Annotated in this window: 7 protein-coding genes; 5 read left to right on the plus strand and 2 right to left on the minus strand. The window is 51.8% G+C overall.

The genetic code is table 11. The features are described from left to right. Positions 1-31 precede the first annotated feature (31 nt). The 5 genes from KJW29_RS30915 to KJW29_RS30935 all read left to right on the plus strand — a co-directional run bounded on the left by KJW29_RS30915 (position 32) and on the right by KJW29_RS30935 (position 7545). A complete protein-coding gene (locus KJW29_RS30915; protein ID WP_214627473.1) occupies positions 32-1765 on the plus strand; it encodes a polysaccharide deacetylase family protein in 1734 nt (577 codons plus the stop codon). Between the two features lie 27 nt (positions 1766-1792). After that, positions 1793-3034: a DegT/DnrJ/EryC1/StrS family aminotransferase gene (locus tag KJW29_RS30920; protein ID WP_214627474.1), complete on the plus strand. Its 1242-nt coding sequence runs from the start codon at positions 1793-1795 to the stop codon at positions 3032-3034. A gap of 46 nt (positions 3035-3080) precedes the next feature. After that, positions 3081-4922: a hypothetical protein gene (locus KJW29_RS30925; RefSeq protein WP_214627475.1), complete on the plus strand. Its 1842-nt coding sequence runs from the start codon at positions 3081-3083 to the stop codon at positions 4920-4922. 29 nt (positions 4923-4951) lie between these two features. Further along, positions 4952-5992 carry an alpha/beta hydrolase family protein gene (locus KJW29_RS30930; RefSeq protein ID WP_214627476.1) on the plus strand — a complete coding sequence of 347 codons (1041 nt, stop codon included), beginning with the start codon at positions 4952-4954 and terminating at the stop codon, positions 5990-5992. A gap of 110 nt (positions 5993-6102) precedes the next feature. Next, positions 6103-7545 (plus strand): extracellular solute-binding protein, encoded by a 1443-nt coding sequence (locus KJW29_RS30935; protein ID WP_108991329.1) that lies wholly within the window; start codon positions 6103-6105, stop codon positions 7543-7545. 86 nt (positions 7546-7631) lie between these two features. Here KJW29_RS30935 and KJW29_RS30940 read toward each other — a convergent pair whose 3' ends face one another. Next, a complete protein-coding gene (locus KJW29_RS30940; RefSeq protein ID WP_214627477.1) occupies positions 7632-9710 on the minus strand; it encodes a family 78 glycoside hydrolase catalytic domain in 2079 nt (692 codons plus the stop codon). 115 nt (positions 9711-9825) lie between these two features. Then, entirely contained in the window at positions 9826-11394 is a 1569-nt protein-coding gene (locus KJW29_RS30945; protein ID WP_214627478.1) for a type 2 periplasmic-binding domain-containing protein, read from the minus strand. Between the last annotated feature and the right edge of the window lie 48 nt (positions 11395-11442).

An 11442-nucleotide genomic window follows, 5' to 3' on the forward strand; every position in this document is an offset into this window, starting at 1 on the left:
TTATTACGAAGAGTAAAGGTGCGTTTAATCTATGAAAATGGCAAAAATCGGAATTTATCTCGATTCGCTGGCTACGGCTCGTATTCACCAGCATCATGCTAACGTTTTTCAGCTCTACATCCAGGAGCTGATGACGTTTGCGGGTATTCCATTCAGGAGCTTCGACTCGGCGGACGAAATGGACGCTGGCGAATTTGATATCGTTCTTGCGGCGCTTACCGGCGGTATGGAATCGGAAAGCAGTCTATGGGACTTCGCAGAGCGAGGAGGCATCGTCATTTCCTTCGCGGGTTTGCCATACTTGGCGGCTCGGCTCGGCTGCCGGCAGCTGCAGGAGGTGCCGGTTGGCTATGCATCACTATCAGGCGAGCCTGGCGGTGGTCGCCCGATGCGATGCTTTCGGGCGCGTCCATGGCTGCATACGTCCTCGGATGCGGGTTCGCTTGCGCTTTCTTGCGAGGAAGACGGCATGGTTCGCGTCGGAGCTGCAGATGGCGCCGTCGCTGGGCCGCTTCTGCAGACGTTCCGGGTTGGCAAGGGGATAATCGCCCGCTGGGCCGTAGATATTCCTGCTCTGATCGTACGACTTCAGCAAGGCGAGCTGCCCGTCTATGAAGACGGCATTCCGGCGCAGGACGGATCAGGGGCCCTCAATGAAGGTATTCTGAAGGCGGACGACCAATGCCAACTGGACTGGGAAGCCGACAGAACGCACACGGCAACGGGTATGCCTTATTATGAGCATCCGTACGCCGATTATTGGCGAGAGGCGTTTATGCATCAGCTTCTGTCCGCGGCGTCGGCCTCCGATCTGATTGTGCCCTTCGTCGACTACTGGCCGGCGGGAGTCGAGGCGGTTGCTATGATCTCGCATGACAGCGACTTTAATAGCGACGATGCGGGCCGGACGACTCTCGAGGTGTTAAGCGAATGCGGCGTAAGATCGACATGGTGCATGATTGAACCGGGATATTCCCCAGAACTGTATCCGATGATACGGGAGGCGGGTCATGAGCTTGCGCTTCATTATAACGCTCTGGAGATCGAGCAAGGCATTTGGTCGCAAGAGGAATTTAATCGCCAAGCGTCCTGGTTCAAGAAGGCAACCGGTCTTCCGGCGGCAACATCCAATAAAAATCACTATACGAGGTTTGAAGGCTGGGGCGAGCTGTTCCGCTGGTGCGAGGAGGCCGGGATTCAGTCCGACCAAACACGCGGTCCAAGCAAAAAGGGGAATGTTGGATTCCCGTTCTGCACAAGCCATCCGTACTTCCCAATCGCCTGGGCAGATGAATACAATCGTCTCTACGATGTGCTGGAAATTGGATTCTTGACGCAGGATCTGATGCATCCGGCCTTATCGGATACGTCTGTTATTGCGCCTTTCCTGGAGAAGGTTATGGAGGTTCGCGGCGTCGCGCATTTTCTTTATCATCAAAAGCATATTCATGAGCTGCCGGAGGTCCGGAAAGCGTTGGTGACTACGGCAAGCGAAGCGAAGAAGCTCGGATTCGAGTTCTGGACCGGAGCCGAGATCAATGACTGGGTGAGGGCGAAGCGCGAGCTGCGGATTATTGGACTTGGCGAGGGTGGACGCTTGCGCGTAGAAGGCGAAAGAACGGCAATCGCCGCTTATCGTCCGCTGCTTGCAGGGGAGTCGTCCGAAGGCGCGGTGAAGCGATTTGGACTCCCGTGCGTTTTGCTGCAGGTCGAATTCGAAGGAGCATCGCGGCAACAATCCGTTGCGTTATCCTCATTACAATAAAGCCGAAGGGCCGAAAGGGGCAATGAAATGATAAGCAAGACGGAGGAGCTCGCGCTGTTGGGCGGGCCAAAGACGAAGACGACTGCATTTCGCACAGGCAAACGATTCGGGGTCGAGGAGGCTCGCGAGCTTCTGGAGGCGCTGGAGCAAGAGACGCTGTTTTATCATTTTGGCAATAAGGTCAAAACGTTTCTTGATGACTTTAATGCCATCTACGGTGTAAAGCACAGCGTTGCGACATCGTCCGGAACGGCGGCGATTCATGTGGCGCTCGGCGCGGCTGGCGTAACCGTTGGCGATGAGGTGATTACGAGTCCCATTACGGACCAAGGAACGCTGATTGGCATTCTATACCAGAATGCCATCCCGGTATTCGCCGATCTGGATCCGCATACGTACAACCTGGATCCCGCATCTGTCGAGGCGCGAATTACGCCGCGTACGAAGGCGATTGTCGTTGTTCACCTGGCCGGCAATCCTTGCGACATGGATGCGATCATGGCGATTGCGCAGCGTCACAACCTTAAGGTGATCGAAGATTGCGCTCAAGCCTACTTGACCCGGTACAAGGGGCGTTATGCGGGTACATTTGGCGATTATGGCTGCTTTAGCACCAATGATTTCAAACATATATCGACCGGCGACGGCGGCATGGTTACGGTGAATTCCGGCGAGGAGACAGACTATTACCGGGCACACGGCTTCGCGGACAAAAACTATCATCGATTCGGGACAGAGGTGCAGCGCGAGCTCCATTACGTTGCCCCGAACTATCGAATGACCGAATTGCAAGGCGCTGTCGGCATCGCGCAGCTGAAAAAGCTGTCATGGATTTGCGAACGTCGGCAGGCGATCGGCGATCGGATTACCGAAGGACTGCGCGGAACCCCGGGCATACATGTTCATCAAGTGACGGAAGGCGGGGCCTGCACGTATTGGTTCTACATGATGAGGCTTGACTTGTCCGCCTTATCCTGCACGAGGCAGCAATTCAGCGAGGCTCTTGAAGCGGAAGGGATTCCGAGCCGGCCCGGCTATATCCCGCAAGTGGTCTACAAGCAGCCGTTGTTCCAGCGGAAGCAGGCCTATCTGAACAGCCACTTCCCGTTTGATCTGACGGATCGTTCGTATCAACAAGGAGATTGCCCGGTAGCCGAAGAAATTTTAGAGACAGCCATACAAATTCCGATCAAAGAGTTTTATTCGGATACAGATGCAGAAGATATTATTCGAGGGGTGCGCAAGGTCGCATCGTATTACAAAAAGTAAATCTACGAAAGCGAAATCGATGACTTGTGAAAATGGGATGGTGAGCATGCAGCAGTATACAGAGCATGGCGTTCCTGCGCCTGTGGTAGAGTCGCGAACGGCCGCGGTGTGCCGAAGCCGCAACGGCGACGAGCGCGTCGTCATTCTGGCGAAGGGATTTCTGCTCGTTGTCGACCCGGTAACGGAACGCTGCACGCAGGTTTCGTTCCCGAATGGCAACACAGAATATCCATATATGTGCTTTGCCAGTTCGGAAGGCATGTTCTATGCCGGAGCCGGGACGCAGTTCATGGCGTTCGATCCGTTCGATTGCAGCTTCCTTCATGCCGAGGACGTCGGCATGGAGGGTGAACTGGTCGGCTTCAGCTATGCGGAGTCGGCGGAGGGTACGATATATTTTGCGGCTTATCCTCATTGCAGATTGTTTGGTTATGTGCCTTCGGAGAGACGCGTTATTCCGTTAGGCCAGCTTGATGCAGAGGAAAAGTACCCGAGTCATCTCGCGGTTGATGAAGCAGGCTGGGTGTATGCGGGCATCGGCACAGAACGGAGGGGACTGATCACCTTTCGGCCGTCCGATGGACGCACGATTCAGCTTGTACCCACGGAGGAGCGGACGCGAGGGATGGGCGTTGTTTACGCGGCTGCGGACGGCTCCGTGTACGGTCATTGGGCGTTCGCCGATTTGCGGGAAGCGGAGACGCCGGAACGATACCGCTGGATGCGGCTTCGCAGCGGGCAGGCAACGCCGGTTGATTGGCGCGATGTCCCGCCTTCTTTATATTCCGGAGCGGCGTTCTATCGGCTGCATCGTCAGCTATCGGGCGCATGGAAAATCGAGAAGCATGATCTGGCCGAACGAGAGCTGAGGCTGCGGGCGGCGGAGGGATCAAGCACGCGAATGATTCCGCTTCGTTACGAATGCGGCGGCGCGCAGCTGTCTCCGCTCAGTGCGGGAGCGGACGGGCATGTATACGGAACGAGCAACCATCCGCTTCACTTCTTTAGATATGAGACAGGCGAGCAGCGGATTCGCAGCTTCGGAGGGCAGGTAATTGAATTCGGCGGCGGCGGCAACCTGTGCGCCTATGCTTCAGTTGGTCCGATGCTAGCCGGAGCCGCTTATCCGGGAGGGCACCTGCATCTGATGGATACGAGGCTGCCTGTCCAGGCCGAAGCCGGGGATCCGAACCAAGCGCGCAATCCGCGCCTTGTTGCCAGTCACCCCGAGGTGCATCGCCCACGCTGCGCGCTGGCGCATTCCGACGGGGAGCATGTGCTGTATGGCGGTTATCCCGGCTACGGCGCTGTCGGAGGAGGCTTATGCCTCTATAATATAACGACAGGCGAGGACATGCTTTTGACGCATGACCAGGTAGTTCCCTTCCAGAGCACGATCAGTCTTGCGGAAGGCCAGTCGGGTCATATATTCGGGGCCACCAGTATCGAGACGCCGGGCGGAGCTGCGCCTAAGGAGACGGGAGCCAAGCTGTATCGGCTGCACTGGGAAAGCCGAACGGTGGATGGGGTATGGTCTCCCGTAGAAGCGCGGGAGATCGTCTGGATTTATGCAGACCGCAAGGGACGTATTCATGGCATGACCGAGGCTTCTCGTTACTTTGTGTTCGACCCTGTGGAGGAAAGGCTCTGCGCCGAAGCGGATTTGTCGGAGTGGGGTTCGCCGGTGCGGGTCGGTCTCGCAGCCGATCCGAACGGAACGATCTACGGTGCGCTCAGTGGGGCGATATTCCGCCTTGATCCGGATCTGTCCATGGCGGTGAAGCTGACGGAGCCTCCTGTTGCGATAACGGCGGGTCTGGCCGTCGCCGGGGACAAGGTTTTCTTTGCATCGGGCTCGCGGCTGTGGAGCTATCAATTGGAAGTATAAACGGCGGAAAAGCCGAAAGGAGGGATTTTATGAAGTATCGATTATCGGATTTGAATGAAGGCAACGTGCCAAAGCTTGCCATCGGCAAGGAGGCCGGCGCCGCCGAGGCATGGGGGGAACGGCGCGCGGAGATCGAGGCGGCATGGAGGGAGTATGTCGGGGAGATTCCCGCGCCCGTTGATCCGCAGCCGGAAATACTGGAGACGGTGCGGGAGCCGAATCATGTGCGCGTACATTTACGATACGCTACGGGCTTCGGCGACAAGGTAACCGCCTATTTGCTCATCCCCGGCGACGATCCGTCGCCTCGGTCTCCGCTTCCTGCTATATTAGCGCTGCATCCGACGCATGCCTCCGGCAAGGCCGACGTTGCGTCGTCCGAGGCGCGTGCCAACCGGGCGTACGGCTTGGAGCTTGCAGCGCGGGGCTATGTCGTGCTGGCGCCGGATACGATCACGGCAGGAGAACGCGTCTACGAGGACGAAGAAGCATTCCGGACCGCGCCGTTTTATGCCATGCATCCGACTTCGACGGCAGTCGGGAAGATGCTGCATGACCATCGGCAAAGCCTGGATGTATTGTCTGCTTTGCCGTTCGTGGACGCGACGCGAATAGGGGCGATCGGCCACTCGCTTGGCGGCTACAACGGCTTCTTCCTTGCCGGTTCCGATCGCCGAGTAAAGGCCGTTGTCTCAAGCTGCGGCTTTGCAACCTTCGCGGGGGATCCCGATCCGAACCGCTGGGGACAGAGGGAATGGTTCTCTCATTTGCCGCGAATCAGCGAATGCTTATCGTCCGGCTATGTGCCGTTCGAGTATCATGAGATCGCCGCGCTTGCAGCTCCGACGCCATTTTTTAATTGGAACGGCATGTCGGATCGGATCTTCCCGCATTGGCGGCCGGCAGCGGAGGCATTGGCGGAGCTCGGCGAGTTGTATCGGGTGCTCGGAGCAGAAGACCGGCTCGAGGTGCTGTTTGGCAACAGCGGTCATGATTTTCCGCCTACGATTCGGAAAGCGGCCTATGCTTTTCTTGATCGATGGCTGAAAGACGCGGTTGAGGAAGGATGACCTGCAAGTGAAAATATGTTACAATATTGAAGACTAATATACAATATAAGGAAGATATTGAAGGCAGATATGGACTGTCGTGAATGTGGCAGAGAGGGGAGCCGGTCGGCATGTTGAAACGTACCAATAGTTTTGAAGATCGGTATAACCGATTACAGCAGGAATTGCGAAATGAGATTCTCACAGGCAGTCTTCTTCCGGGCGAATTTATTTTGCCCGAGAATACGCTTAGCGAGAAGTATGAGATCAGCCGCGTGTCGGTTCGCAAGGTGTTGGCTAAGCTTGTCGACGAGGGCCTTATCGAGAAGATTGCGGGCAAGGGCAACCGAGTGCGCATTCCGGGCGAGGATCTTAAGCGCGAGACATTGACCGTCGCTTGGTTCTCCACGTCCTACGAGCTTGATATCATTCGTAATCTGATTGCTTTGTATGAGCAAACGCATCCTTATGTCAAGGTAGAGCTGCTGCTTCTGACAGAAGCAGAATATATTAATAATTTGGTTCATCTTATCAATTACGGGTTTGGACCCGATGTGTTCATTCTCTCCGATATTCATATTCGCCATTTGATCGAAAAGGATCATTTGGACATCTTGATGCCATATATGCCTGCCGGTATCGATATCGAGCGGGATAGCTACCAGAAAGTATTCGACATGTTTACGGTGCAGGGAGAAGTGGTATCGACGCCGATCGTGTTTTCGCCGACCGTCATTTGTTATAATGAGCGGCTGATCAAGGACGCAAGCGCCGAGCTGCATGATTCGATGAAGGATTGGTCCGATCTGCTGAGCTTGGCGGAGCGATGCACCGTGCAGCGCAAGGATAACGAGGTTATCGATCGATTCGGCTTCTGCTTCTCCGCATCGCCGAACCGCTGGCCCGTATTTATGCTTCAAAATGACGGCAGATTCATTGAGAAGGACGGGCGAGCATCCGTATTCTCCGAATCCAATAATGTCGAAGCGCTGCAGTTCTGCGTCGACCTGATGTACAAGCATCAGGTTTCGCCGATCTATTCGCACGGGAGCAGCTATTTGGCGGAGGGCTTGTTCAAGAAGGAACGCGTGGCGATGATTCTCACAACCTATTACTTTATGAACGAGTTCCGCGGTCATGATCTTCGCTGGGATGTGCTGCCGCTGCCGCAGCGGAAGAAGCCTGCTACTTTGCTGATCGGAGGCAGTCTGGCCATCAATCGCCAGACGAATCAGCCCGAGATTGCCAAGGACTTCATTACCTTTATGACGAGCAAGACCGCCCAGACGATGTTGAAGCAGCAGGGCTGCACGATCCCGATTCTGCGCGAGGTCGCGGAGGATGATGGGCTCCTCGACCCCGATATTCATCCGGAATGCTACAACGTATTCCTTGAGGTACTGCCGTATGCATCGACGCTCCGCGATTTGTCGCTTAGCCAGTCTGAGCTCGAGCTTGTTCAGAAGGAGCTCAGCTTGTTGTGGGCCAATATGGAGACGCCGGAGGACGCATGCAAACGCATCGAAGAGCAGCTGAACGGGCTCAGAAACATTGTCCCGGTATCGGGGGTCTGATACCGGAGGTCAGGCTACCAGAGACATAAGTGATAACACAGCGACAGTCCAGGACTTTATCGTCCTTCGACTGTCGCTGTTTCGATTTATTGGGTCAGATATTGGATGGCGATTTCTTGCCCATTGCCAACGATCTCGATTTCATAGACATCATTGCCGAGCGGAGTGATGCAGCCATTTTTATTTGTGCTCGGCGTAATTAAGCTATGGATACGCAAAGTCCCCGACCCAGTTGTAGCTGTTATGCGTATGGAGGTCGTATCCATATACAGCCTGACTTCGCCATTATGTATAGGGACTGTACCTTTTATCCAGCTCAGGCCGCCAAGATTTGGTTCAATATCATACATAGCGTAACCGGTTGCCGAAGGTTTAACGCCAATATAGTATTTGCCTAGCAAGTATATAGGACTTGCCCCCCAGGCATGGCACAGGCTTTTGCCGTAAGGCAAGCCGTACATCTCGTAATGCTGTAAATCCTTTGCTGTTGGATCATAAGTCTCCCAGAAGGTGGTTGCGCCCAGCGCGAGCATGCCTCCCCAATAGTTGATCATTTCATTTGTTACATGCTTGTGCTCGCCAATTTCGCATAAAGCGGCCAACTCATAGAAACGCATATATGGTGTTGTAATGGCTTGTATGTTTGGATTCAACAATATGTTCTGCTTGACGCTTTCTTTTTGCTCATTGTTCAGATAACCAAGGAGCAGGGCAAACATGCTGGCATGTTTAGTAATTTGCGCTCCTTGTTGTCCATCTTTATATTGATGAACAAGCCCTCCGTACTCTTTATTCCAATACAGGTTAAACGTTTTTTGCTTGATATCTATAGCTAAATTTTGATATTGTTGTTCGCGTAAGGGATCATTGGAAAGCCCCGCAAATAGAGTCATTGCTTCAAGACTTCTGCAAAATAGTAACTGTTCAAAGCAAACAGCCCCCTGATTATCTATATCCGCCCAGTCTACAAATACCCAATCGATCTCATGTCCTTCAATTAATCCGTCTTGATTGAGACGTGTCAAACAATAATCCATCAAACTTACCATTGAACCATAATGGGTTCGTATAAATGCTTCATCTCCTGTGTGAACAAAATAATCATACAGGCCAATAAACCAATAAAAGCTATAATCCAGTATAGTGTTAATGTGGGTGGTGACCGGATCCTTGCCTCGAAGGGAAATTAGTGTTCTCTTAACAATGTCTATATCAAAATAACTATAATAATTCATTAAAAACGACTGATACGCGTCTCCTGACCATACCCAGCGATCCCGTTTAATACCATCAAGGAAAAACTCCCTGGTGTTGAGCCGCAGCGTGTAAAGCGAGGTCTCCCATATTTTGTTCAAGGTTTCGTCCGAGCATTGAAAGTGGCCGCGATCTTGAACGGGCAAGTATTCATATAACATGGAAATAGAAGCGATCTGGAGCTCTTCCTCCCGGCCTTTGTCAGCCTGAACACGCACATACCTGAACGCTCTCGACTCGGGAAAGTTGTAGTTTTGCGGAGAAGACCCATGCAACAGACAGGAGTCAGTCTGAAGACAGTTTTCATCGTCCAATGCTTCTTCCAACGATTCGCCATAATATATAGTGAGGCCGCCATGACCAGTTGCTTGGTTGATTTTCAGATAGCCGATTGTTTCCTTGCCAAAATCAACGACCCAGCCTTCTTGTTTTTTTTCTAGCCGTTCTGGGAAGATCTCCGTTGTTGCTAGTTTGTAGGCAGAAGGGGGATGATCGGGGTGATCAAAATGCCAGAAACCAGCTTGATGCCACTGTTTATCTTGACAAGTTACCAGCCAATCGGCATTTGTTGCTATAGTATCCCCCTGTATAAATATTGCCGGTGCTGCCGTGTTATTGTAAACCGCAACGCGGATCTCATGTTTCCCGGCAGGTACAAGCAACTTGGACTGAGTGAAACGCTGGCTGTCCTTGCCGTCCAAATAGAGAGAAAACTCTCCATCGGCATAAATGGAAATCTCCTCATCCTGCTTTAAATCAACGTTGCAGCAAAAAGACACACTGCTGTAGTGCCGGTCAAGACGCCAAAATACCGGATAGATGGCTCCACGTACCTTGCGCCGTATATGTACCTTTTCATTTAGCCAAATTTCGAAATCTCCGGGATACCATATCCATGTTGCTTTAGACATATGCTCTCGCTCCTTAATGTTTACTGATATCGGCGAGGTTAGCGTATCATCTCTAGCAAATTTTCGTATATAGCTCAATTGCTACTCAATAGACAAAAAGGCAGAACGCAGAAATTTACTTCTTGGCAATCCGGGAAAGCTTAATTTTTTCCTCGTAATTTTTCAAAATTTCCGCACCATGATACTGATTCATCAGTTGATCCCGGTATTGGGGCCAATTACGACCGGACTGATCGGAAAATAGCATTTTGATATGGAATTCATGCTGCTTGCTGCGGAAGGCATCAACATCGATTTCCATCGGAGGGGTTAATGTTGTGCCGAGCTTGTCCTTTGTGGGAAGCGACGCCAAATAATCTTTAATTTCCTTGTCTCTTTGCGTTAATGCGGGATCGACCAGGTGAAAGCCTAAAACGGACGGCGTCTCGGGAGTGAAGAAACTCCATATGTCCAAAAAATCCAGTCTTTGTTTGTCTTCCTCTTTGTCCGGCGGTATCAGGGTAATGGTATTTCCGCTCCGCGTGTAATGCTGATTCTCAATGCCATAATGAGTAAGTAAAAAACCTTCTGGACCAGCCAGCCAGTCTAACAATTCAACCACTTTTTTAATTTTTTCAGGCTGAGTATCAGTGGTCATCTTGGAGAATACAAACGGATAACCCGGGTCAATTCCTGAACGCAACGGCTCATTGCCGAACGGATTAAAGGGCAGCCAATTGGCATTAGGATTGTACGCGCGGCTACGCACTTGAATGCTTCTGTGATTGGAATCATAGGCAAAGTCGGCAGTTTCACCAAGAATAACACCAGCCTTACCTTGAACGGCCTTATCGATATGCTCGCTGTTCTGGTTCAAGAACCAGTCCGAATCAACCAAGCCCTCTTTAATGATTTTGATCATGTCATTGATAACATATTCGAATTGAGGATCAGTACCCATGTCTATTAATTTGTTGTTAACGGTATAAGAAGGGTATATCAGCCCGTTCTTTATGTATTCAGGCCATTCGGTCGAAAGGGTCGCACTGTTGCCTGATGTCGTAAAACCATACGTATTGTTAAGGCCGTCATTGTCTGGATCTTGATACGTAAAGGCGCGCAGTACGGACAGATATTCCTCATAATTGGTTGGAATATTGAGATTCAACGCCTCCAGCCAGTCTGCCCGAATATAATAGCTTCTATATGCATTTTTGTCATAGGGGATTGGCGCGCGATAGAAACGATTATGAAGTTGATAGTCTTTGAGAACTTGCTCGCTAACCCAATACTTGTAATAATTCGGCATCGAAAAGGGGCTTACATAAGGCGACATATCCGCAATAACTTCATCCAATGCCGACTTGGAACCGCCATCGTTGCTAAGCTCCAACCACATATCCGGCGGGTTGTTGCCATTAATCAAATCGGCTAAGCGGGTTGTATAATCGATTCCGGCTAACGTATATTCTACGTCAAGAGAAATATTGAATTTGTTTTCGATCGTTTGCAAGACAAAATCCTGATCAGCCGGGGGAAGTTCAATATGCTCGGGGGCACTGATAAGAAGTCGAATGTTGAGTATATCAGTGGCCTGGGGCTCAGAATTTTGCAGCTTCTGCGATGTAAGGGTTCCCCAAATAATGGATATGAAAACAAGCAACAACAATAGAGGAGTAATGACAAATACATATTTTTTGCGCATATGGAGACCTCCTGCCCTGTGCAATGATCATGAAGATTGTTGACTTGA

The sequence above is a fragment of the Paenibacillus agaridevorans genome (genome assembly GCF_018604145.1).
Classification (GTDB): domain Bacteria; phylum Bacillota; class Bacilli; order Paenibacillales; family Paenibacillaceae; genus Pristimantibacillus; species Pristimantibacillus agaridevorans.